This is a genomic window from Paenibacillus sp. FSL W8-0426 (assembly GCF_037969725.1).
GTDB classification, from domain to species: domain Bacteria; phylum Bacillota; class Bacilli; order Paenibacillales; family Paenibacillaceae; genus Paenibacillus; species Paenibacillus hubeiensis.
Genome location: NZ_CP150203.1, coordinates 6194486 through 6219182 on the forward strand (window position 1 = coordinate 6194486; position 24697 = coordinate 6219182).

The following is a 24697-nucleotide window of genomic DNA, read 5'->3' on the forward strand; positions in this document are numbered from 1 at the left end:
AACGAACAATAGGCTGGATTGGAGGTACGAAAGGTCATGAAACGAAGGTGACTTAAGTCATCTCCTGAACCCAAAACGTCCTATGGTATAATGGCAGAGAAACGAATTCGGCAAAGCCTGCCTGTGGTTTAACCCATTTTTGTATAAAAGGATGACGCTGCCTTATGCCGATACGTGCCCTGCAATACGGTTTGATCATGATCCCCGCGCTGCTGTACATGCTGAAGCTCCCCCTCCACGATGAAGGAGCCTATACGCTGAATATTCTTATCGGGCTTGGCATTGCGGTATGGAGAGATTTCACGGACATGCGTACCTGGAGACCTCTGCTTCTTTTCGCGGAAATGCTCTGGACCTGCTGGCTCATCGCCCTATACGGCCCCTGGATGATCCTTATTTCACTATCGGTGCTGTACGTATATATGTATACTCTGGAGAAAAACCAACGCTGGTTGATGCTGGGACTGCAACTTCTGGCCACCAATGCTGCCCTGTACTTTCACTACGCTCCCGGTGCGTTGTCGCCCTGGCTGCATGCCATCCACACCGGGACGAGCGATGCCTTTCTGGACGAAGCGGCGGGACGAATCATCTGCAACTTGATGCTGCTTATTACGGCAACCCTTTCCTGGCAAGGTTCAAAAACCGCGAGCAGCCGCGAACAGCTGGAACAGGTATATGACGCCCTCCGCAAAAAGCATTACGAACTGCAGGATGCGCGGGCACAACTGCTTGCGTTCGCAAAACAATTGGAGGATGCCGCCCAGGCAGAGGAACGGACCCGCATCTCCAGACAACTGCACGACGATATCGGCCATCGTCTGATTCGAGCCAAAATGATGTCCGAAGCAGCCATCGTCACGTTGCCGGCCAAGCCCGAGCAAGGTTTGGAGATGGTGAAACAGATCCGCGACCAGTTGTCTGCCACGATGGACGATATGCGTTCCACGCTTCATAAACTTCGTCCTGCCACCCATTTGACCGAGGCTTATGCACTGGATCGGCTGCTTGAAGATGTTGGGCGTGAAACCGGCGTGAAAACCGTTTACCGCGTCACGGGTGAAGTGGTGCCGCTCTATCCAAGCTTGCAGATCGTATTGTACAAAAACGCCAAAGAGGCCCTGACCAATGCGCTGAGGCATGGGAAGGCCGGCAGTATCGATATTGAACTGCACTATTCGGCGCATGAGATATGCATGGTTGTCAGCAATGACGGCCACGCAGGCATATGTCCGCAATCCGACAACCTGCAGCGCGAGGATTCATCGCTCGAAAAGGCGCCGCCATCCCCCTCCGGCCCGAATGGCAAAACAACGCTTGCCAGCACCGGACTTGGCGTAGAAGGGATGCGCGTTCGCACAGAGCTTGTAGGCGGCGAACTGGAAATCCAGCCGGCATATCCGTATACCGTAATCACCCGCCTGCCTATCGCCCGCAAAGCTGACATGATCTGAAGAAGGAAGTGACCCCGTGCAAGAAAACACCCAGAACCCGCCCATCCGCCTTATCCTCGTTGATGACGATGCATTCATTCGCGAAAGCCTCAACGTATTGATCGGCCTGGACCCTGCCATTAACGTGATCGGAACCGCCTCCAATGGTAAGGAAGCCATGGCGCTGCTTCAAGCGGGAAACGAGGCTGACGTCGTGCTGATGGACATTCGAATGCCGGAATGTGACGGCGTTGAAGGTACGCGGCTAATCAAACAGGCCTCCCCCTCAGTGAAAGTATTGATGCTAACCACATTCGACGATGACGAATACATCATCAAAGCATTGCAGCATGGGGCCAGCGGATATTTGCTCAAAAACGTGCCGCCTGACCGTATTATCGAAGGCATCAAAACCGTGCATCGCGGTGACATGCTCATTCACCCGGATATCGCCCGCAAACTGGCGGGACTCCTGCGTCCAGCGGCTTCCCCTCCGGCGCATGAGAAGGTCGAATCCTTCGGTCTCACGCGTATGGAACAGGCCGTGGCGGAAGCCATTTCCGAGGGACTTTCCAACAAGGAGATCGCGGCCAAGCTGTTCCTGAGCGAGGGTACGGTCAAAAATTACGTTACCGACATTCTCGGCAAGTTGAACTTGCGAGACCGTACGCAAATCGCCATCTTTATGCTCAAAACATGAGAAGGTATCGTTCCGGCTCCAATTAAAAAAGGTATTCCACACCTGACCCTCAGGAGCGGAATACCCTTTTTTCTTTCAACGCCTATCCCGTTCAAACATCAACGCAGCGCTTCTTGAATCGCAGCGCAAGCATCACATTTCGGCCGACTTTTGCTCCCCTGCAGGGACTGCAGGCGGTGCCTCAAGCGCCAGCGGCGCACGGGCCTCGCGCAGGTCCTTCCGCCGGGCAAACAGCTTAAGGGTCGCCAAATGAACGAGATTGGCCGGACGCATTCGAATGGCCCACGTCTCTTCATTGTTGGGTGCGAAGATCACGCCGAGCTGATGATGCTCCCCTTCATAAATGGCCCGCTGCAGAAACTTGCTCTCTCCCTGCCGATTACGTACCTCCAGTTTGCAAAAAGCCGGGTTCATGCGCAGCGAGCGATGCAGCTCCTCCGGGGAATGCACCAAAACGCCATTGGCCTTGTAAACCGTCTCGCCGACTTCAATACCCAGCTCTTCTGCAGGGCTGTCCGGAATGACGCCCAGCACCTTCAAACCGTGTTCGGGATGAACGAATGCAGGACTGCTCATGTTTTCCTCATACCCGCTGTACCAGACCAGAAATTCATGCCCAGCAAAGGCCGCAAGGGCGGCTACCAAGACAAGCGGCGACCACCATGCCGCCAGGACAGCCAGAACCAGCAATCCTGCCCCGTAATACATCAAACGTTTGGAAGAAAGCCGGGCCTTCTGTTCAGGGAGCATGCTCTGCGTGACTTCGCTAAAGCCGATCAGCACCGGCAGCGCCATCAGCGCATAACCGCCTCCCCCGTGCAGCAATGGCGACCATGCAAGCTCAGCGCCGCTTCCCCCAACCGGAACCAAAATAAGAAGGGGGATCGGCCACAGATGGTGAAGCTGATAACCTCCCACCAATTTCCCTCGTTTGCCTTCGAACAGCAGCGGGGAAGACAACGCCACGCCTTGCATGCGCACGAGCATCGCCTCGCCCAAATGCAGCAGGGCGGCAAGCACCAGCAGGGCAGGCATGTCCAATGCCCGCAGCGTATCCATGGCACTGCCCAGCCAGCCTGAAGGCTGCCAGCCCGGCGCCAGATTCAACCCGAATTGCAGCACGCCCAGCAAACCTGCCGCGTACGCGATGCACAAATACCGTACCCGGAACAACGCCAGAAATAACGCTGCCCCCCAGAGCCAAACGAGACTGCCCCATGTGAAATGCGAACCGATGAACAAAGACAATAAGGACACGATGATACCAATCATGAATCCACCCAATACGGATCGGATCGTCTGGATCATTGAACTTTGCAAGCGGACGTGAAACAATTTGCGTTCCTGCAGCAATTGGCGTTGATACATGAGCGCAACCAAAATGATTCCTATGTAATAAAACGGCTGAACGATCATTTGCAGCATTGCTTCTCCGATCGCAGCCAGCCATGGCCAAGCCCATTCCATGATGAATGATCACTCCTCTCTTGCATCCCGTTGGAAAAACAGCCCTGCGCATTCAAAGAAAGACAGGCAACACGCTCTGGCAGATGTTTAGCGGCGTTCATCGAAACCTTCGTTTTCGCTGAAGGGCCGTATAATGGAGGCTGAGACATCCCAGAAAAAAAGAAGGCTGAAATCAGCCTTCTTTATGGCTTCGACACGGCAGTCGAAATCTCCTTCGAGATATTTTCAAGCGCGCGTTTCAGCTGTGCATCATATTGAGGATTCGCAATGCGCTCGATCAAAGCTGCCTCGAGCGATTCAGCAGTCGCCTGATCAATCTGTCCGGTTGCCTGAATGCCTTTCTGCTTCTGGAACGCCTTGACCGCTTCCTCGGTCTTCTGGTCGTAGTAACCGTCCACGCGATCCGGTTTGAAGTCAAGTCCTCTCAACATCGTCTGTGCACTCTTCACATCCGTGCTGTTGCTGTCGAATTTCAAAGGCAATTTTTCTTTGTTGATCGGCGCCACCGAGAAGTAGTCCGGCTGGTTAACCGCAATATCCGGCTTGATGCCTTTCTCGTGAATCCAGTCGCCGTTCGGCGTCAGCCATTTCGCTATGGTGATTTTCAGCAGGCTTCCATCGCCCATCTGTTTGTCATAACTCGTCTGAACCGTACCTTTACCGAAGGAATTTTCGCCGACGAGCGTTGCGCCTGCGGATTGTTTCAATGCACCGGCCAAAATTTCCGACGCGCTCGCGCTTCCTTTGTTCATGAGAACCGTAATCGGATACGGCTTTACTTTGGATGGACCGTTAGACTTGCTTTGTTCGCGCTTGCCATTTTTGTCCTCGACCTGCACGATGACCTTGCCTTTTGGAACAAACTGCTCGGCAATGTCGATCACGACTTGCAGGACGCCGCCCGGGTCATTGCGCACGTCGATGATCAAGCCTTTCATGTTCTGCTTCTCCAGCTTGGCGAGCTCTTCCTTGAAGCGTTCGCCCGTATTCATCGAGAATTGCGTAATCGAAATAACCCCGACGCCGTTGTCCTCCATGTGGGCATAAACGGTCTCCATGTCGATGTCATCGCGCACGATCGTGAATTCGATGGCTTCCGTCGAACCGGCGCGTTTCACCTGGATCTTGGCTTCGCTGCCTTTTGGCCCTCTGATTTTGTTAACGGCTTTGTTCAGCTCGAGCCCTTGCAGGGATTCACCGTTAACGGAGAGGATAATGTCTTTGGCGCGAATGCCCGCTTTTTCGGCCGGCGAACCTTTGATCGGGGACACGACAACAACGTTGCCGTCTTGCGAAGATACTTCGGCCCCGATGCCCGTAAACGAGCCTTCGATGGACTCTTCGAACTGGGCCGCCGTTTCCTGGGCCATGTAGTTGGAGTACGGGTCGCCGAGGGATTCCATCATGCCGTTGATCGCCCCGTCGATCAGTTTGGTTCGATCCACGTCTTTATAATAGTTGTTCGAGATCAAATCCATCGCGGTTTGAATCTTCTTCAAATCGTTCTTCTGCTGCGTGCTGCCCGTTACGCTCGCCAGCAAGCCTTCACCTGGGGTGGTTCTGGCCGCAATGCCGGGATACGTCATCAACACCATGGTTAGCAGGCTTCCCCCGAGGAGGCCCAGAATAACCAGCAGCAGCGCCGATCTTTTCTTCATCATCCGTTTGCCACCGCCTTTGTTTTCGAAGGAGTCTCTCTCACAGCCCGGCTCCTTCGGCATATTGCTTCCCTGAACATGCCAGCTTAGTATATGTCTAGCTTGTACGGATTATGATCTTTCCATTCCCGGGCAGATGCCGTGTCTACAAGTAGTTCATCGGATTGACAGGGTTATCGTTGTCCCGTACCTCAAAATGAAGGTGAGGACCGGTCGAGTTGCCGGTATTGCCCGATTCCGCGATTTTGTCTCCGCGGGATACGTTGTCACCTTTGCTCACGCTGATGCTGTTCAAGTGGCCGTACAGCGTCCACAAGCCGCCGCCATGGTCCACGATGACCGTGTTTCCGTATCCGTTCATCCATTCGGCCACGATGACGATGCCGTCGGATGCGGCATGTACGCTCGTACCGATCGGCACGGCGAAGTCAACGCCGTTGTGCATCTTGCCCACTTCGCCCGTAATCGGATGCGTGCGGCGTCCAAACGGCGAGGAGACATATCCTCCGGAGACGGGTTTGGAGAAGATGCCGCTGCCGGAACTGTACGAAGAACCTCCGTCTGAACTTACCTTGGTCGTTGTCTTCGCAGAGGCTGCGGCTGCAGCTTGGGCTTTCGCCTTGGCTGCTGCCAAGGCCTTTGCTTTGGCCGCGGCTGCGGCTTGTTGTTCGCGCAGCTTGTTTTTCTCCTGCAGCAATGCGGAACGTTTGCTGGCGATTTGCAGCAGCATGGTCTCCTGCTCCTGCGTTGCCTCTTCCGACTCTTCAATTTTAGCATCATAAGAGGCGAGAAGCACCTGCTTCTCCTTCTCTTTCTGGTCCAGCTGCGCTTTGCGCTGCTTTTTCTGTGCGTACAGGCTCTTGGCTTCAGCATACTGCTTGTCCAAATCCGCCTTTTTTTCCACGACAAGCTGTTTGTCTTTTTTGTGCTCATCGAGCAGATGCTGATCTTGGTCCACGATCGTTTTCAGAGAATCCGCACGTGTCAGGAAATCCGAAAAACTCGTGGAGGACAGCAGAACATCCAGATACGAAACGGCACCGTCCGTGTACATCAGGCGCACCCGCGACTCGAGCAATTTTTGGCGGGAAACGATGCGCTCTTCTGCAGCCTTAAGCTCCTTTTTCGTGGTTCGGAGATCTTCTTCCGTATTCTCGATCTCCAGGGTAACGTTCGTCAGTTCGTCGCTGACCACGTTGATCTGCTCCATGACGATCTTCAGGTATGCATTGGTTTTGTTTTTGTAATGTTGGGCCTTCTGCTTGTTGGCAGCGGCTTTTTGCTGCTCTTTTTTGGCGGCAGCCGCTTTGCTCTCCAACTGCTGAATCTGCTTGTCAATATCGCTGATGCTTTGCGCATATCCGTCAGAAGCTTGAAAGGTCAAACCGGCCAATAACGATAAGGCCAGCAGCGAAGCTGTTTTTTTCAAAATGGTGATCCCCCATCCTATGAATTCACGAGAAAGCAACCTGCACAGGTGGTGAACAGCATGTTCCTGCTTTCTTCATCTAAAAGACTCCGTCAATGTACATATCGTCAAACAGGGTCCGTTAGTGAACCTGCTTTGCCATTCGATTTCGACAAAATTCGCAATTTCCAATCATTCGCGCCGTCCGCAGCTTACACTTGAAGCGACTTGCGGATGGACAACGTGCTTCCCAAAATACCTACGAGCACACCCAAAACCACAAGCAATGTACCCATAAGGAACCAAATATCCCCGAGCGGGATCAAATTGAGCATCTGCATGAACATATCCTGGGAAATGGTCGCCATCAGGCGGCTGTACCCAAAGAATAGCACCGCTACCGTAACGACCGAGCCGATCAGACCGATCAATGCCCCTTCAATGAAGAAAGGCCAGCGGATGAACGTGTTCGTGGCACCGACCAGCTTCATGATGCCAATCTCCCGGCGACGGGCCAGAATCGTTACGCGAATCGTATTCGAGATCAGGAACATGGACATCAGACCCAGCCCGCCGACAAAAATAAAGCCGATGTTGCGCACAAGCTTCGTAAACTTAAAGAGGACTTCTACCGTTTCTTTGCCGTAGTTCACTTTCATGATCGGTTTTTCCGGATGCTTCTCATTGAGGGCTTCGATTTTTTGCGCCACAAAAGTGACGGTTTCCGGTTCGATGACCTCGACTTCGATCGTCTCCGGCAGCGGATTGTTGTCCACGTCAAAACCGTCAAGCACGTTGTCTGCGCTATCGCCGAGCCGTTCGCGGAATTCCTTCAGCCCTTCCTCCTTCGAAACGAAGCGGATTTCCTTCACTTCAGGCATGGCGCTGATCTCCTGCTCCAGCGTATTGCGCATCTGCTCGTCCACGTTGAGCTCAAGGAAGGTGCTGATCTGCACCTGGCTGTCCACTTGATTCGCCATGGAATTCACGTTGAGCACCAGCAGCATGAACACGCCCAAAATAAGCAGCGAGACAATAATCGACATGATTGAGGCCACCGACATCCAGCCATTACGGAATACGTTTTTGAATCCCTCCCGCAAATGGCGCACGAGAGTGCTAAAATTCATAACCGTACTCCCCTCTCATCTGGTCGCGCACGATTTGACCGCGCTCAATGGCGATAACCCGTTTGCGCATCGTGTTGACGATATCCTTGTTGTGGGTCGCCATTACGATCGTCGTTCCCCGGAAATTGATCTCGTCCAGCAGCTGCATGATGCCCCAGGACGTCTCCGGATCAAGGTTGCCCGTAGGCTCGTCCGCGATAATGACGGACGGATTGTTCACGATGGCCCGCGCAATCGCAATGCGCTGCTGTTCGCCGCCCGACAGTTGGGAAGGCTCGCGATTCGCTTTTCCTTTCAAACCGACGAGGTCGAGCACTTCCAGTACCCGTTTCTTGATATGGCGCTTTGGCGCCTCGATGACTTCCATCGCAAAGGCTACGTTCTCATACGCGGTCATTTTCGGCAGCAGCCGGAAATCCTGAAAAATAACGCCGATATTGCGGCGTACGTAAGGGATTTTGCGCGGCTTCAGCTTGCCGATATTAAATCCGTTGATGGAGATCTGTCCTTTGGTCGGAATTTCTTCCCGGTACATCAATTTCATAAATGTCGATTTACCCGCCCCGGACGGACCGACAATATAAACGAATTCGTTGCGGTCGATCTTCACCGACACCCCTTGTAATGCGTGGGTACCATTGGGATAGGTCTTCCACACGTCCTGCATTTCAATCACATCATCACTTCCTGCTCGCATAGTTAGCCATTATACTTTCGACATCATACCGTCATTTCCTTTAAAAAAGACTGAATTTCATCAGCAATCCCGCATTCTCCCTTTTTCGAGCCCGAAGAATGGCTGCACATGAAATTTATTGTAACAAATTTGTTACCTTTTGAGTACCCGAAAGTTTTCCAACCTTGGATCATATAGATAAAGCATGTTGCAAATGACGGAACAACAGAAGCCAAAAGGAGCGTACGCTGATGAAAAAAATACATTTGACGGTCATTGCCCTCTTTTCGTTACTCCTTCTCGGTTCCGCTTCTTACGGTGTGCTCTATATGTACGTGAACCAGCCTAACCTCCCCAAAGAAGTCGTCGTTGGCGGTTGGTCCGTGGGGGGACAGCCCCGTAAAAGTGTTTTGAGCACGCTGGACGAGCGATTGCAACAGCTATCGGACTGGCCCGTCTCGCTTGAAGTGGTCGAACCGGAACCCCAAACACTGCAATTCACGGCATCCGAAACGGGAGCCCGCTATGGGGCAGACGCATTCCGGTCCGCCGTTAAGGCGTTGGAGGAAGGGGATGTATGGGAACGTGCCTATGCGCGCTATCATTTCGCCGAGACGTGGTCGCTGGACATGTCGTATGATGCAGGCATCCTCAAGAAGAGATTGAATCCGGAATGGGAAAAAGAGACCTTCGGATCGCCCGCGAACGCCGTCCGCCGCATCACCGCAGGCGACAAAGTACAATACATCCCCGAGAAAGGCGCCCGCCGGATCGCCTGGGATGAGCTGGCAAGCCTGATGGCAGCCAAGCTGCCTCATGATTTTACCGGAATTGACTCCGCCACGGAACGCAAACCCGTGTCGGTTCGGCTCCCTCTGTACACCCAGCAACCCGAGGTGACCGTGCATTCGCTGCAGCAGGAAGGCATCGAACGGAAAATCGTCCAGTTCTCCACAAGCTTGGGAAACAGCAGCAACGGACGGATACATAACGTCAGCTCGGCGGCCCAGGCGGTAGACGGCATGATTCTGCCTCCGGGGGGCATGTTCGATTATGAAAAGGTCATTCGCAAGGCCGAAAAAGAATACGGCTTCCGTGAAGCTCCGGTGATCGTGAACGGCCGCTTGACGCCAGGCATCGGTGGCGGCATCTGCCAAGTATCGAGCACCGTATACAATGCCGCCCTTTTGACGGGACTGGACATCGTCGAGCGCCGCAATCATTCCCTGCCGGTCAAGTATTTGCCGAAAGGACTTGATGCCACTTTTGCCTCGGGGGCGATCAATTTCCGTTTCAAAAACAATACCGGGAAGTCGCTGCTAATCCATGCCAAGGTTCAGGGCGGATACCTCACCGTCAAATTTTTCGGCACATTCCCCGAGAATGTCACCTATGAGCTGGAATCCCGGACGGTCGAAACGCTCGGCGTTCCGGTGAAATACGTCTCAAGCAACGTGCTGCCCGAAGGCGTAGAGCAGGTTCTCCAAAACGGCCAACCGGGATATATCGTAGAAACCGTTCGCATCAAAAAAGTCGACGGCAAGGTCGTGGAAACCCAAACGATCTCGCGAGACACGTACAAAGCACAAAACCGCCTGATTGCCCGCTCGGGCCACAGCAGCCTGCCCGATCTGCAGGAACCGTCCGTCGTGGAGGATGGGGTCAGCAGCAGCAGCCCCTGAGGGAAAGTTTGGAGATGATGGTCCCGAGGGCAGGGCGAACAGGTCATGCAGGGTCAATCTCGGGTGAGTTCAATGTAGGCATGCGAAGGCGCAGAAGGTTTATGCATCTATCGACATAGTTTGCTGAAGAGCATGACGCGGTATTTGCAACAGAAGCTTCCATAGATTGCACTTGTGTATTCATGTGCCCGATGTGATAAAAGGAGCACAACCTAATACGAACGGTGAGGTTCGGATGGTTGCGCTCCTTTATCATTCTCCAGGTGTGCTCGGGGCCGGTAGGCTGGTTCACTGCGACTTGGGGCTAATCGCGAGTACGCTTACGAACTTCACACGCGTTATATGGAGGCTTTTGCACACTCAAAAATTGTAACGAACCCAGGACACGCTATTCATAGGAAAATGCGCTGTTTAGGCGCAATCCCCTTGAAATAACGTGCGTCAGGTTCATTACAATTTTCCACATGCTGATTTTCACGGAATAAGGTGCCTCAGATTCGTTACAGCTTGTTCGCTCCACATCAAAAGGACCGCCCCTGTCATATTTATGACTGGACGGTCCCTCGATGATGTTAGTGATGCGGATAATTAACATTCATTGTGTATGTTTGCGTTCGTTTGCTGCATGTACGATTCTGTTTTGATGGATCACGCCAAGCATGGATTGGATGCTCCTCCACAACGCTTGCCTGCTGCCGATGCTTCGAACGAGTCGTTCATTGCAATAGCAAGTTTGCGTGATGGAATATGCTCAGCAAAACATGAACCAAACTTCCCACTTAGTGGCCTGCGGTATACTCTCCCTGCTCCTCGCCCACAACCATTTTGTCCTTGCCCATAAAAAACGCGGCGATCAAGGCCAACGCGGCCGGAATGATGGCCCAGGCAAACAGCTGCACGATGGAAGAGGAGAGCGCATGCGTGATCGCCTCCAGCACTTGCGGCGGGATCGCCTGCCTAAGCTCCGGCGAGAGCAGCGCATGCGGGTCGGTCAGGTCCACGCCCTGCGGTATGCCGCCTGCGGCTGCTCCGCTGCCCGCCGCGCCGCCACCAAGAGCCTCGCTCATTTTTTGCGTGAAAACTTGCCCCTGCACGATTCCGAAAATGGTGATGCCCATCGTCATGCCCAAGGATCGCAGAAAATTCAGCGTTGAACTCGCGGCACCGCGCTGGCGCGGCTCGAACGCGTTCATGGCCGCATTGCTGAGCACCGAGAAGGAACCGCCCACGCCGAGACCAATCAACACCATGAAAATCCGGATCGTCCACAAGGAAGAGTTCTCATCCAATGTCGTCAGCAGACCAAGTCCAACCACGAGCAGTGCAAGCGTAGGAATCATGATGCTGCGATACCGGACTTTGGTCATCAACACACCGCCCATCGAGGCCGTGACGACGGAACCCAGCATCATCGGCAGCAGTACGAGCCCCGAATTCGTGGCTTTTCCGCCGAGCACACCCTGAATGAAAATCGGAATGTACACCGAAGCGGTAATGAATGCCGCCCCGCTGAACATCGCCATGACATTGCTGGACCAGTACACCCGGGTGCGGAACATGGCAAACGAAATGATCGGTTCCTTCGCTTTGCTCTCCGCATACAGAAACAGCAGGGTCAACGCGGCGAATCCGGCAAACAAGCCGAGAATCTGCGCCGAATCCCATGCATACGCCTTACCGCCAAGCTCGAGCGCAAAGATCAGGCACACGACCGCGCCGATCAGCGTCGCCGCCCCCAGCCAGTCGATCTGCTGGGATTGATGCTGATGCGACTCCTTATAGAAAAACGCGATAAACACAAACGCGATCAGGCCAAGCGGCAAATTAATGTAAAATACCCATTCCCATGCCGCGTATTGCGTGATATACGCCCCGAGGAGCGGGCCGAATACGCTGGATAGTCCGAATACCGCGCCGAACAAACCACCTAGCTTGCCTCTCGCTTCCGGCGCAACCACGTCAAACATAATCGTGAACGCAATCGGCACCAAAGCGCCTGCCCCGATCCCTTGCACGGCCCGGTACATTGTCAGTTCAACGATCGACGTTGCCGTGCCGCACAAGGCAGATCCCAGCATAAATACCAATATGCCGAACACGAAAAATTTCTTGCGTCCGTACATGTCGGACAATTTGCCGAAAATCGGCATGCCTGCCATCTCGGCGACCATGTAGGCGGAGGTGACCCATACGAATTTGTCCAGTCCCCCGAGTTTGCCGACGATGTCCCCCATCGCCGTAGCCACGATGGTATTGTCCATCGAAGCCATCAGGATGCTGAGCAGCAGCCCTGCCAGCACCAATCCAATATTGTTTTTCCGTACAGCCATCGTAATCCAATCTCTCCATTCCGCGATCTATTCAATTTTCGACTGGACTAGTATAGCCGAAATGCTTCCGGGGTTAATCAGTCCCGAGACCGATTGCGCTGCTCCCTAACCTCCGCTTGAGGATGGACCTGCAGCGATTCCGTATATTCCACCAAACCGATTCGGCATCCCGGGCCGATGACGACCCGATGACCCCTGACGACGTCAACCTCAGCGTCCTCCAATTCGATAACGTCTCCTTCAATCGCGTGCGCCTTCAGCGTCGCCACGGCATGCTGCCCGAGCAGCCCTTGAATCAGCCTTCCACGGCCCCGCCCGATCTCAATTCGGGAACCGCCGATCTCATGGACCCTGGATGGACCTTTCAATTGAATGCTCAGCTGTTCGGCGCTCAGCATGCCCCCTACCTCAATGCGCCCGGTTAGCCGAATCCGCTCTGCCTGGCAGTTTCCGGCCACATGCAGCTCGCCTAACACTTTTACCTCTTCCGCCTTAAGATCATATTGGCTTTCTCGACCGGAAGCGGTTGTTTCGTTCCCCGGAGCCTGGGCCCTGCCTCCATCCTCGGCAGCCACCAAAGCGAGGGTTCCCGTCACTTTGATTTCGGTCGCATCAAGCGAACCCTTCACCACCGATGTCCCGGTGCACTTGAATTGGCGACAGCGCGTAGCACCATTAAACGTGGAGTCACCCACGACTTTGACTTTGCGGTATTCACCGCCTGCCCAGCTGCTCTCCCCGGTAATGCTGATGTCCCCAGGCTGCGCCGATGAACCCTTAGCTTGACGATCCATATACGATTCCACCTTCCTCTCTCCTCACATCGCTTCTCTTATATACGTTTGCTGCTGCCTACAACGGCATCCCCATCGACATCCAACATGTTCGAATATTCGACCAGCCGGATTTTGCATCCTCGTCCAATATGGACTTTGCCGCCTCGCACGATATCCGCTTCCGTATTCTCAAGCACGACTTCGTCTCCCTCGATCAGATCGGCCTTGAAAGATGGTTTGCCGCCCAGACCGATGCTTTTCCAGAACCCGCCTTGTTCCCCGCTGCGGATATCGATGGTTTCACCCCCAACTTCCTTGGCCGAAGAGGCCGTATGAAGCCTGATCTCCACAGACCCTGCGTTCAGCAAACCACTGATTTTGATGTTGCCCTGCACATGGAGCGATTCGCACTGCACATCGCCATCAACGCTGACCATGCCGCCAATGTCGATACGCTCCCCATCCACTCTTCCGTGCACGCTGCATTTTCCGTTGACATCCAATTCAGGACTTTTCAAATCGCCGTGAATGGTCGCCAGCCCGTCAATGCGAGCGCGCTCACAGCGGAGAGGGCCGTTCATCGTACACACGCCGTTGATCGTGGCGCTCTCTGCATCTACCCCACCCTCAAGGCGCAATGTTCCATTGACGTCCATGGAGGTGCAATCCAGGTCTCCGTTGATTTTGGCCACCCCATCGATCCGCACGCGATGGAACTGCCCTCCGGCCGCCTTGCTCACACCAGATACATTCAGATCATTGCGCAAATCCCGTTCTTCCATGTGCAATCTCTCCCTATCCCAATTTGAGTTTCAATTCTTCCATGAACGTGCCGAGCGGCAATCGCAGGACGACCTTTACCCCGTCGTCAAAGTAAATCTCCGCTCCCGCGCCGGCCAGCATGAATGCAGGCACGCCCATTTTGCGCAATAACAGCAGCTCGCACGGCTTGCCGGCAAACCGATAATAATGCTCCGCCATGACGCCAATGAGCAGAGCTCCCTCCTGGCGTGTAATGTCCCCGCCCATAAGCAGCTTCTCCAGAACGTAAAGCATCATGATCTGCTCAAGTGCATACTGCGGCTGCTCGCGTCCAGCTTCCTTCAATAAACCAAGCGAAAGCTCCGTAACAATGTTTCGGTCTATCAGCTGTTTTGCTGACATCTGTACTTCCCCAAGGGTAGGCGAGAACACATCGGCCAATTCGTCCAAGGACAAGCCGTCTTTCATATTCAAAATTTTATCGATGCGCTGCAGTATTTGCTGTCTTGGGAAAAACGTCTCCTGCCCGGTAAAAGAAGACTTTCGGACAAACCATTCCTCGGGAATGAGGTTTTTCCGTTTCCAGCGGTACAACTGGCCGTAGGATATGCCCGTCAGGTCCAGCAATTCTTTTTTGGAGATCAAATCATCCGTCATTTTCGAACCTCCCTTTCGTCGCAAACATCGTAACATAACATTGTTACGTTGTAAATCATAATTCAATGCTTCCCGGGAAACACACTTCTATACCCGGAGATGAAACCCGCTCCAACGGCACCGTTAACAAAAATAAACGACGGACTCCCCCGTCAGGAAAGTCCGCCGCTCTCGGCACGGATATCTTCTTCGTTTGTTTCCTTACTTCTTCTCCATTCCGTTTTCCGGCAGCAACGCTTTAATTCTGAATGCCATACGCAGACGCAGCGTTTCCTCCGGATCTTTAAGACTCCGGCCGATAATCTCCTCGCATTTTTCCAATCGGTAAATAACCGTATTGCGATGGATGTACAGCCGCTTCGCCGTTTCGGCAAGTTGGCAATGGGTCTCCAGGTAAACAGACAACGTCTGGAGCAGCATATGATGATCCTTAAGCGTCTCATCTGTGAAACCTTGCATCGTGTCGGTGTAAAACTTCCGCAAATGCTCGTGTGGGATCATGCGCAAAATTTCGGGCACTTCTTTGGGCTGATAATGTTCAATAAAACGTGTCTTGCCCGCCATGCTGCCGAAGTATAGCGCTTCGTTCGCTTCCTTATAAGAGACAGGGATTTGGGCAAGAGGCTGCGCATAACCGCTGACGCCGAACGACAGTTCCGCTCCGTAATGAGCAGCGATTTTGATCTGAAGGCGTTCCAGAAGCGCCACAAAAGAAGGTTCAACCTCTTTCCACTCCTGGACCAGCGGCATCAAGATCACGTATGAGCGATCATGGTTGAACAAAAGCAGCGGATGGCGGAAATGGGCCAGTTCCGCTTCGAGATGTTCGGCGATGCGGTCCTGCTCCGCTTTGTACTGCATAAACGAGGTCGTTTTGTCGGTACCATCGAGCTTGCCGACCGCGCAGATATACCGCTGGTGTGAAGACAGGCCGAATTCCCGGCCTCGGCTGGCGATCTCCTCACTGCTCGAGAACGAACCCCCGATGAAGTTAGCGAAAAACTCGTTCTGGATCTGGCGACGATTTTGCTTGAGCGCGTTGTCCTTCATCAGCTCGAACGCGATGACATTGGTCGCTTGTTCCACGGTCAGAATACTCGAACGTTCGGTCGGCAAAACGAAACCCTCAATACAGAGGTAATGCAGTTGTCTATGGGTATATACCGGAAACAGCGTGATCGTCTGTCGTTCTTCGTCCAGCAAGGAGAAAGCGGAGAAAATGGAAGGTGCCACATGAACACGACTGCCTCCGGACAGCATATTTTCAAAACGAACCGCGGTGGAGGCAGCGGAGAAGCGACCGCAGATCGGCTGCAGGTAAGGACCAAGCAGAAGAACAGGCAACCGCAGCAGGGAAGCCAGTTGGTCCAGCAGCTTCGGAATGCCCTGGCCGCTCATAATCTGCTGAGTGAATTGTCGATGCGTCTTCATGGCATTGTGCAGTTCGGTTGTCCGCACGTCGAGGATATGACTCAACGATTTATTGACAATATCCCCGAGTGACGGTTCCACAGGCAGTTCCATCAGCGGCAGTCCCAGCTCGTCCGCAAGCCGGACCGCCGACTCGGGAATACCGCCAAGGAACCGTTTGCTTTTTATGCCGAGGGCCGCACAGTCCTGACGACTCATCTGCCGGATCAACTCCAGGAGTGCCGGCAGATCGTCCTTAAAATGAAAGGCCGTCGTAACAAGCAATTCATTTCTTTTCAGGTAAGGAATGATATCGGGGGCATCCATCATATTGACGGTGTAAACTTCCCGATTCACCCCCTTCGCTCCCGCGACAATGGCAGTCCCATCAAACACCGGCAGCTTCAGCAGATCATCCAGTTTCATCGTTCCCTCACCCTTTGGTTAACATGACTAATAAATTTTCTAATTCTTCTACATTTACGTGAATGATTTCCCTTTTGTTTTATTTTACGATTAATTAATCATATTGCCAAGTTAACAAATATAACACCGGTTGGAAAGCTTGTGGTGCCGGAATGGGGAGAGATTACATTGATGATCGAACAGCCGAATCCGTCAGCCTTATCCGAACAGGTCGAAAACATGATCGAATGGCTGGCCTCCCACGGGGGAGACGAAAGCGGCGGGGTGACACGGCTGCTGTATGACCCCGCCTGGATAGCTGCCCAGCGGGCAATCAAAGAGAAAATGGAAAAAATCGGGTTGTCTGCCCGCTACGACGATGTCGGCAATCTCTTCGGCCGCGTTGCCGGCCGTGATCCTGAAGCGCGTGTCATACTGACAGGTTCGCATATCGACACAGTGAAAGACGGCGGCAAATATGACGGAGCCTACGGCATCGTCGCCGCGCTGATTGCCGTGGAATATTTACTGACCCATTATGGCCTGCCACTCAAGCCGATCGAGGTTGTGTCCCTATGCGAAGAAGAAGGAAGCCGCTTTCCGATGACCTACTGGGGCTCCGGCAATATTACCGGAGTCAAGAGCCGGAAGAAGGTTCGCGACATCAAGGACGCCAACGCCGTTCCGTTCGAGCAAGCGATGCGGGATGCCGGGTTCGGATTCGGACAGCATCCGCAGCCGGAGCGCCGCGACCTGGAATGCTTTATCGAACTGCACATCGAGCAAGGCCAGGTGTTGGAGCGCGAAGGGAAATCCATCGGCGTTGTCAGTCATATCGTCGGACAGCGCCGCTACGATATTACGGTTCGCGGCGAGAGCAATCATGCCGGCACGACGCCGATGCATTGGCGTCACGATGCGATGTTTACCGCAGCCGAATTGATCCGACTGCTAACGCTTCGTGCCAAAGCGGACGAGAGCGGACTGGTCGCCACCGTCGGCCGGATGGATGTCAAGCCAAATGTCGGAAACGTGATTGCTAGAGAGGTCACCTTCAGCTTGGACGTGCGGCACAGCGATGCGGAGAGAATACGGTTGTTCTGCGAGGAATGCTTTGGCGAATTCGAGAACATCGCGGCCGAACATGGAACAGACGTCGTTTGCCGGAAATGGATGGACGAGTCGCCGGTCGCGATGGACTCTGTACTGAGCGCGACTGCCGAAGATATTTTGAAGCAGAAAGGCATTTCGTACAAAACGATGACCAGCGGGGCGGGACATGACTCACAGGTATTCGGGATCTATTGTCCGACGGCGCTGTTGTTTGTACCGAGCCGGGGCGGCATCAGCCACTCGCCGGAGGAATTTACGAATACGGAAGATTTGCAGCGCGGTGTGCGCCTGCTGATCGACTTGCTGTATAAGTTGGCTTATTGAACAAACAATCAGGAGGCGTTACGAGATGACGAAGTACCGGGAAATCCATGCACCTTTGAGAACGATTATGACGCCGGGGCCGGTCGAGGCTGATCCAAGAGTGCTGCGCGCGATGGCGACGCCGATTCTGGGCCAATTCGATCCGGAATTCACGCGGATGATGAACGAAACCATGGACATGCTGCGGCAGACGTTCCAGACGGCGAACCAGTGGGCCTTCCCTGTCGACGGCACTTCCCGCTCCGGACTGGAAGCCGTACTCTGCAGTCTGATCGAACCAGGCGACAAGGTACTCATTCCGATCTTCGGCCGCTTTGGCCATCTGTTGACCGAGATTGCAGAGCGTTATGGTGCCGAGCTTCACTTCATGGAGTGTCCATGGGGCGAAGTGTTCGACCAACAAGCCGTCATCGATGAAGTTGAGCGCATACAGCCGAAAATTTTAGCCATTGTGCACGGAGAAACTTCAACAGGCTGCATGCAGCCATTGGACAAAATCGGACCAGCTTGTCGCGAGCGAGGCGTGCTGACAGTCGTCGATGCGGTCGCTTCGATCGGCGGCGCGCCGGTCAAAGTGGACGAATGGCAGCTTGACGCGGTCATCGGCGGAACGCAGAAATGCATTTCCGTGCCGTCCGGGATGGCTCCAGTCACCTATAACGAGCAAGTCGAGCGCATTCTGGCGAGCCGGAAAAAGGTCGAGCGCGGCGTCGCGATCGACAGTGACCGCCGGAACGTCGCGCAGCCGATCCGCAGCAACTACCTGGATTTAAGCCAGCTGCAGGATTACTGGGGACCGCGCAGGCTGAATCATCATACGGAGGCCACGTCCATGCTGTACGCGCTGCGCGAAGGCCTGCGCATTCTGCTCGACGAAGGACTCGAAGAACGCTTCGAGAGACATAAACTGCACGAAAAGGCACTGATGGCCGGCATCCGAGGCATGGGCCTGGAGTTATTCAACGACGTCGCATGGAAGCTGCCGGTCGTGACTTGCGTGAATATTCCGGCAGGTGTCGACGGCGAGTCCGTCCGAACCATGCTTCTACAACAGTTCGGCATCGAGATTGCCAGCTCATTCGGCCCGCTTCACGGGAAGATTTGGCGGATCGGCACGATGGGCTACAGCTGCCGCAAAGAGAACGTCCTCTTCGTTCTGTCCGCGCTGGAAGCTGTGCTGATCAGACATAACGCTCCGATCGTGATCGGACGCGGCGTGCAAGAGGCGCTTGATGTGTATGAACAAGCACGGTTAGATGTTGCATCGCAAAGCTAAGACGGGCTACGACGCGAAGAACAAGACGCGGCGTCCGTTCACACTGATTTTCAGTTACAAAGGATTCCGGAAACCTCCGGAATCCTTTTGCATAAATTCAGCTTCGATGAAAAGCGTTCTGCGCATGGATGCGCCGCTTGAACGGATTCAACGAAGCTCCAAGCGGAAGGTGAAGTATGAACCATTTGATCTCGCTGCGCTCGGGTCTGGCAGGGCTGCAGTGGCTGTTTTTTTTGTTCACGAATACGGTCGTCATCCCGATCACCGTCGGAGCAGCCTTCGGGCTGCCGCAGGAGAAAATTCAATTTTTGATTCAATGCTCATTTGTCCTGACAGGGCTTGCCTGTGTCGTACAAGCAGGGCTTGGGCATCAAAGAGCTGTCATGGAAGGACAGTCCGGATTATGGTGGGGCGTTATCCTGAGCCTCAGCGCATCCGCGCCGTCTCTGGGCATTTCGCTAACGGAACTGGGCGGCAGTCTGGCGGTCGGAATCATGATCTCAGGCGTAATCACAGTTCTGATCAGTGTATGCGGATTGGCCGCTCCATTATCGAAACTGTTTACGCCAGGTGTGATGGCAGTATTCATGTTCCTGCTCGGCTGCAGGTTGAACACGATTTTTCTCGAAGGCATGCTCGGCATATCAGCAGGTTCTTCCTCCGAAGCCTCGGTCATTCAGCCAAGCATTTTCCTCTTAGCCGCAGCAGTGGCCATTTTCGTCGCCGTTCTGTCGGTAAAAGCCAGAGCCGCGATCGGACAATATGCGCTGCTGATCGGCATTTTGGGCGGTTGGGCGCTGTTTGTGTTGATCTTCGGCGGAGAGAGCGCAACAGCCGGATCAGGCAAGCTGGAAGCGGGCTGGTTCCCGCTCGGCGGACCTTCGGATGGACTCGACACCGGTGTTGTAGCCATTGCAGTCATCGCCGGTTTAGTCAACACCTCGAATACATTCGGGGCATTGAAAGGAACCGACAGCATTTACGAACAAGAGGCATCTGGAGGCCAGTACCGACGCTCCTTCACGATCAGCGGCGTGCTCGCGGTCGTGTCCGGGCTACTGGGGCTTGTGCCATATGCACCTTATGTTTCGTCCGTGGGTTTTCTCCAGCAAACCCGCATCCGGGATCGGCTCCCCTTCGTGATCGGCGGTTTGCTGTTCTTCGGAATCGGCCTGATTCCGGCAGTCAGTGCTGTACTGACGCAACTGCCGCTAAGCATCGGGAGCGCCGTGCTGTTGGTGACGTATTTGCGGCTGCTTGGCTCTTCGCTGCAATATTTCGGCCAAATTCGTATGGATGTGGCGAACCTGTACCGGACGGCAGCGCCTTTATTTGTCGGAATTATCGTTATGGGATTGCCGTCATCAACCTTCTCTTCGCTGCCCCCACTGCTGCGTCCACTGCTCGGAAACGGCCTGCTGGTCGGCATTTTACTGGCATTGCTGCTGGACCGGGTCCGCTTCCGCTCCGCACGGTAAGCAGGGGCAGCGGGCTTGAACGATGATCGAGTACATGATTAAGGAGAAGCCCATTCTTCCCGGAGCGCTCTCCACCTCGATTCATAAACGAAAGGAGAAACATAATGAGAGGAATACACGAGGTTCATACAGAGGTATCAAAACGAAACGCTGAGGCGGAAAATAATCCGCCCAAGGCCGACAAACGGGGAGCTTTCGTCGACGCTTCAATCAAGCTGCCGTGCACCGGAACAGGCCGGCTCACCGGATTGACTTTTGCAGTCAAAGACGTCTTCGACATCAAGGACGTAACAAGCGGTGCCGGCAACCCGGATTGGCTGCGCACGCACAAACCCGCCGAATCTACCGCTCCGGCATTACTGGCCTTGTTGGCAAACGGCGCAAAACTCGAAGGCACGACGCAGACCGACGAGCTGATGTACAGCCTGAACGGGGAGAACGCCCATTACGGAACGCCGGTCAACCCCGCCGCACCCGACCGGATCCCCGGCGGTTCGTCAAGCGGTTCGGCCGTCGCGGCTGCGGCGGGGCTGGTCGACTTTGCCATAGGAACGGATACTGGCGGTTCAGTACGCATTCCATCATCATACTGCGGCCTATATGGCTTCCGCCCTACGCACGGAGCCGTATCGTCAGAAGGCGTCATTCCACTGGCACGCAGTTTTGATACGGTCGGCTGGATGAGCCGGACTGCGAACGTTTTATTAGACGTCGGAAGCGTTCTGCTGGAACAGAGCAAAGGCACTTCGAATTTTGAGCGGGTCAGCAAAACCTTCAGTGAAAACGCGGAAGTTCACCCATCCGGCAGCGACATACCGCAATTCACGCGTTTTTTCACGGCGGAAGAAGCATGGGGCCTGCTCGAAGCCGAAGACCGCTCGCTTCTGAATACGAAGCTCCGACAGCTTACCGACTGGCAGAATGGTGGATCCGCAGTCCGATTGACAGGACATACGGAGAGCCTGACTGACTGGTCGGCGGCGTTCCGCGTGCTTCAGGGGTTGGAAATCGCTCGGGAACACGGTGAATGGATAACAAATGAGCGTCCGAAGTTTGGCCCGGGAATCGCGGAACGTTTTGCATGGGCCGGAACACTCGAGGAATCCACCAGCACGTCAGAAGCCGAACTGCGCGTCCGCATTCGGAGCAAGCTCGTTGAACTGCTGGGCGAAGACGGGCTCCTGGCAATACCGACCGCACCAGGCCCCGCTCCACTGCTTGGGCTGCAAGGTCTGGAAGCCGAGGATTACCGGGCGAAGACCATGCAATTGTCCTGTATCGCGGGACTTTCGGGCCTGCCCCAGGTTACCATCCCCGTGATCCGCCAGGACGGGCTACCGCTTGGACTTTCCTTTATCGGCGGTCCGAATACGGATATGAAACTGCTGCACTGGACAGCAAAACATGTTACGGAAGAGGTGCGCGGATGAAACTCGCAACAATTGTACACGAACAACGGGAGCAAGCCGCCTTTTTGACGGATCGGGGCATCATCCCGCTGGTATGGCTGAACGAACGGGAAGGGACGGATTGGGAAACGGATCTGTTGGCATTGCTGCAAAAAAACAAACTAAACACTCTGCTCGGCTGGTATACCGGCGGCGGAAAGACTCTCCTCACTGAACTGCCTGCCCTCGTGCACGGACAAGTCTCTTATCGTGCACTTTACCGCCAGCCGGGAAAAATGATTGGCGTAGGCATGAACTATATGGCAAAAGCAATCGAGCTGTCCGGACGTCCGCCGGAGGAAGAGCCGGTCATTTTCCTCAAGCCAGACACATCGCTGATCGGTCCCGGCGAGTGCATCCGTCTCCCGGATCGAGCGGGGCAAATCACCGCGGAAGCAGAGCTGGCGATCGTCGTCGGCCAAACGTGCAAGGGAATCAGTGAAGAGGAAGCCATGAGTGTCGTGGCCGGTTTCACGACCTCGCTCGACATGACTGCCAAGGATATCCACTCTCGCAATCCCCGATTCATGCAGCGCGCCAAGAGCTTCGACACGTTTCTGAGCCTGGGCGCCACCCTCACTACAGTTGATGAATATGCGAGCCTGGCGGAACTGGAGGTCGAGACCGTGCTGAATGGTGAAGTGGCGCACCGTAATACCGTCAGCAGGATGATGTTCTCCCCTGCTTACCTGATCTCTTTCCTCTCACATGTGATGACGCTGCATCCGGGAGATATTATTTTAACAGGAACGCCCGGTTCCGTCGTGATCAAACAGGGAGACAAGGTAGAATGCCGAATCGCCGGGCTGAAAACACTGAGCAATATCGTGGAGACCTGAATCAAATTCCTTGTACTTTTACACATCAAAACCCGGAAATATAGCGCTTACAATATAAACTTACGCGATATGTAATATTTTTTTAGTCAAATTCAACAGCAAACCCAATGACAATCTACGTTTTTGTCAATGATTTATGAAGATAAGGTGATAAAATAAGAAACATAAACCAAAGGTCAGTATACATTACATATTAGAGTAATGTTATCTTACATTAAATCATCTGGGATATATGCAAAAGGCTGGCCGAACGGTCGTTTAATCTTCAAACCGACCAGCCTTGCACACCCAATAAAAACGAGGGAGTGGGTCGAGTATGTCTACGAATTTGGCAGGTCGAGTGTTGGAGGAGACGCAGCTGCAGGAAAAGATCAGTGTGGACGACTCCCTGAAACCGAAGCAAGAGAGCGACAGAAAGATTGGACCGGTATCTTACATGTTTATGTGGATCGGGGACGGCGTGAACCTCGGCAACATGACGCTCGGGGCGAGCCTGATTGCCGCTGGCGTCGCTACGCTCAATGTGTTTCAGACATTTGTAGCCGCGATCATTGCGATCGGTATCATTTCCGTTATTTTCGCCCTGAACGACCGATTCGGCTACCGGACGGGCATCCCTTACGTTGTTCAGCTGCGGATGTCGTTCGGCATCAAGGGCTCGATGATTTCCTCATTCCTGCGCGGCGTGCCTGCCATCGTCTGGTACGGTTTCCAGAGTTGGGTCGGGGCAACGGCGCTGAATGAAATTGTGAAGGTGCTGAGTAGCGGCAGCTTCGACAGCATCCCGATTTGTTTCGTGGTGCTGCAGGCGGTTCAGATCGTTCTCTCGCTTTATGGCTTTCATGCGATCAAGTGGGTGGAGACGCTCGCTTCCGTTGTCATCATGCTGGCCCTCGTCTACGTGTTCGGCATCTTGCTCAATTCCCACAGCACGGCAATTGCCGAGCATTGGGTGAACGCTCAGGGGACATGGGGACTTCCCTTCTTCGCCTTCATCATGGTATTTCTCGGCAACTATGCGGCGATCTTCCTGAGCGCAGCGGACTATTCCCGTGAGCTCAAAAGCGGCATCAGCGACAAAAAGCGCAGTATGCTTTACTTCTTGCCCATCTTTATCGCCTACGGCTTCGTCCTGACGATCGGGGCCATGATGGCCGCGGCGACAGGCATTTCCAATCCGGTCAAAGCATTCGCCGTCATCGTCGACAATCCGTATATCACCGTTGGTGTGTCCGCCTTCATCGTCATCGGTGCGGTTGCCGTCAACATGGTGGCCAACATCGTACCGCCAGCTTACGTCATCTCGCTCGTTACCAAGCTGAAATACAAAGCATCCGTCATTATAACCGGATTACTCGCGCTCTGCTCCTTCCCTTGGGTACTCGTGCAGGATTCTTCGGCCAAAGGCTTAAACATGTTCATCCTGATCTACTCCGCTTTCCTTGGTCCGATCGTCGCAATTATGTTAGTCGAATACTACATTTTGCGCAAACAGAAGGTCGATACGGTAGAGCTGTATCTGGAAAACGGCGCTTTCAAAGGCTATAATCCGAGCGCCATACTCGCCATGCTGATCGGAGCAGGTGCAGCATTCCTACTGGTCGACATCGGCTGGATCATCGGATTTACCGTAGCGGGCATCGCATACCTACTGCTGAGCAAACTCGCTTTCAAAGGCTCATCGTTCAAGAAGGGCACGATTTTTGAATAAACGGTCTGAACTAT

The 24697-nt window shown here is 54.0% G+C and carries 19 protein-coding genes; 9 read left to right on the forward strand and 10 right to left on the reverse strand.

Annotated features, from left to right (window positions below; genetic code table 11):
* The first annotated feature begins 164 nt into the window (after positions 1-164).
* Both MKY59_RS28150 and MKY59_RS28155 read left to right on the forward strand, forming a co-directional pair.
* Complete coding sequence (locus MKY59_RS28150) at positions 165-1454, forward strand: sensor histidine kinase (RefSeq protein ID WP_339274866.1); 1290 nt, start codon at positions 165-167, stop codon at positions 1452-1454.
* A 16-nt stretch (positions 1455-1470) separates the two neighbouring features.
* Positions 1471-2133, forward strand: coding sequence for a response regulator transcription factor (locus tag MKY59_RS28155; protein ID WP_236420886.1), 663 nt, complete (start codon positions 1471-1473; stop codon positions 2131-2133).
* 132 nt (positions 2134-2265) lie between these two features.
* Here the strand turns inward: MKY59_RS28155 and MKY59_RS28160 are convergent, their stop codons facing one another.
* From MKY59_RS28160 to ftsE, 5 genes are all read right to left on the reverse strand, one after another.
* Positions 2266-3600 (reverse strand): PDZ domain-containing protein, encoded by a 1335-nt coding sequence (locus MKY59_RS28160; protein ID WP_339274868.1) that lies wholly within the window; start codon positions 3598-3600, stop codon positions 2266-2268.
* Positions 3601-3782: 182 nt separating this feature from the next.
* Entirely contained in the window at positions 3783-5261 is a 1479-nt protein-coding gene (locus MKY59_RS28165; RefSeq protein WP_339274870.1) for a S41 family peptidase, read from the reverse strand.
* A gap of 142 nt (positions 5262-5403) precedes the next feature.
* Positions 5404-6687 (reverse strand): M23 family metallopeptidase, encoded by a 1284-nt coding sequence (locus MKY59_RS28170; RefSeq protein WP_236420889.1) that lies wholly within the window; start codon positions 6685-6687, stop codon positions 5404-5406.
* Positions 6688-6878: 191 nt separating this feature from the next.
* Positions 6879-7796, reverse strand: a complete 918-nt coding sequence (gene ftsX / locus MKY59_RS28175; RefSeq protein ID WP_236420890.1) for a permease-like cell division protein FtsX — start codon at positions 7794-7796, stop codon at positions 6879-6881.
* A complete protein-coding gene (gene ftsE, locus MKY59_RS28180) occupies positions 7786-8472 on the reverse strand; it encodes a cell division ATP-binding protein FtsE (RefSeq protein ID WP_236420891.1) in 687 nt (228 codons plus the stop codon). The genes ftsX and ftsE overlap by 11 nt, the downstream gene beginning before the upstream one ends.
* Positions 8473-8723: 251 nt before the next feature.
* Between ftsE and MKY59_RS28185 the strand changes: the two genes are divergently transcribed.
* Entirely contained in the window at positions 8724-10154 is a 1431-nt protein-coding gene (locus MKY59_RS28185; RefSeq protein WP_339274873.1) for a VanW family protein, read from the forward strand.
* A gap of 779 nt (positions 10155-10933) precedes the next feature.
* On the opposite strand, the gene MKY59_RS28190 is transcribed toward MKY59_RS28185, so the two are convergent.
* The 5 genes from MKY59_RS28190 to MKY59_RS28210 all read right to left on the reverse strand — a co-directional run bounded on the left by MKY59_RS28190 (position 10934) and on the right by MKY59_RS28210 (position 16515).
* Entirely contained in the window at positions 10934-12484 is a 1551-nt protein-coding gene (locus MKY59_RS28190; RefSeq protein WP_339274875.1) for an MDR family MFS transporter, read from the reverse strand.
* Between the two features lie 77 nt (positions 12485-12561).
* A complete protein-coding gene (locus tag MKY59_RS28195; RefSeq protein ID WP_339274876.1) occupies positions 12562-13278 on the reverse strand; it encodes a hypothetical protein in 717 nt (238 codons plus the stop codon).
* A 38-nt stretch (positions 13279-13316) separates the two neighbouring features.
* Entirely contained in the window at positions 13317-14042 is a 726-nt protein-coding gene (locus MKY59_RS28200) for a polymer-forming cytoskeletal protein (protein WP_339274878.1), read from the reverse strand.
* Between the two features lie 13 nt (positions 14043-14055).
* Positions 14056-14679 (reverse strand): YhbD family protein, encoded by a 624-nt coding sequence (locus MKY59_RS28205; protein WP_339274880.1) that lies wholly within the window; start codon positions 14677-14679, stop codon positions 14056-14058.
* 201 nt (positions 14680-14880) lie between these two features.
* A complete protein-coding gene (locus MKY59_RS28210) occupies positions 14881-16515 on the reverse strand; it encodes a PucR family transcriptional regulator (RefSeq protein WP_339274882.1) in 1635 nt (544 codons plus the stop codon).
* Positions 16516-16686: 171 nt separating this feature from the next.
* Between MKY59_RS28210 and allC the strand changes: the two genes are divergently transcribed.
* From allC to MKY59_RS28240, 6 genes are all read left to right on the forward strand, one after another.
* Positions 16687-17931, forward strand: a complete 1245-nt coding sequence (gene allC, locus MKY59_RS28215) for an allantoate deiminase (protein WP_339278490.1) — start codon at positions 16687-16689, stop codon at positions 17929-17931.
* Between the two features lie 25 nt (positions 17932-17956).
* Entirely contained in the window at positions 17957-19207 is a 1251-nt protein-coding gene (locus MKY59_RS28220; RefSeq protein WP_339274884.1) for an alanine--glyoxylate aminotransferase family protein, read from the forward strand.
* Positions 19208-19383: 176 nt separating this feature from the next.
* Positions 19384-20685 (forward strand): uracil/xanthine transporter, encoded by a 1302-nt coding sequence (locus MKY59_RS28225; RefSeq protein ID WP_339274886.1) that lies wholly within the window; start codon positions 19384-19386, stop codon positions 20683-20685.
* Positions 20686-20789: 104 nt separating this feature from the next.
* On the forward strand, positions 20790-22115 hold the full coding sequence (locus MKY59_RS28230) for an amidase family protein (protein WP_339274888.1): 1326 nt from the start codon (positions 20790-20792) through the stop codon (positions 22113-22115).
* Positions 22112-22972: a fumarylacetoacetate hydrolase family protein gene (locus tag MKY59_RS28235; protein ID WP_339274889.1), complete on the forward strand. Its 861-nt coding sequence runs from the start codon at positions 22112-22114 to the stop codon at positions 22970-22972. Before MKY59_RS28230 ends, MKY59_RS28235 begins: the two co-directional genes overlap by 4 nt.
* Positions 22973-23288: 316 nt before the next feature.
* Positions 23289-24683: an NCS1 family transporter gene (locus tag MKY59_RS28240; RefSeq protein ID WP_236420902.1), complete on the forward strand. Its 1395-nt coding sequence runs from the start codon at positions 23289-23291 to the stop codon at positions 24681-24683.
* Positions 24684-24697: the final 14 nt, after the last annotated feature.